At 66.3% G+C, this 297-nt stretch carries 1 protein-coding gene; it reads left to right on the plus strand.

The genetic code is table 11. The features are described 5' to 3' along the window. A partial coding sequence (locus ACLQ28_RS34595) for an acyltransferase domain-containing protein (RefSeq protein WP_425690461.1) occupies positions 1-297 on the plus strand: 297 nt, incomplete at both ends.

Below are 297 nucleotides of genomic sequence, written 5' to 3' on the forward strand. Positions count from 1 at the left end.
GGTGGACTACGCCTCGCATTGCGCGCACGTGGATGTGCTGCGCACCGAGTTGGAACAACTACAGGTCACACCCGGCCGGGGACGGGTGCCGTTCTACTCCACCGTGGGTGCGGACGAGACCGTGTTCGACGCCGGGTATTGGTTTCGGAATTTGCGGCAGCCGGTGCGGTTTCACGACGCGGTGTCTCGGGCGATCGACGATGGGCTGGGACTGTTCGTCGAAGTCAGCCCACACCCGGCGTTGCTGGCAGCGATCGAGGACACCGGCGGCACCGCGGTCGGCAGCCTACGTCGCGA

Source organism: Micromonospora sp. DT201 (assembly GCF_049841575.1).
In the GTDB taxonomy this organism is placed as follows: Bacteria; Actinomycetota; Actinomycetes; order Mycobacteriales; family Micromonosporaceae; genus Micromonospora.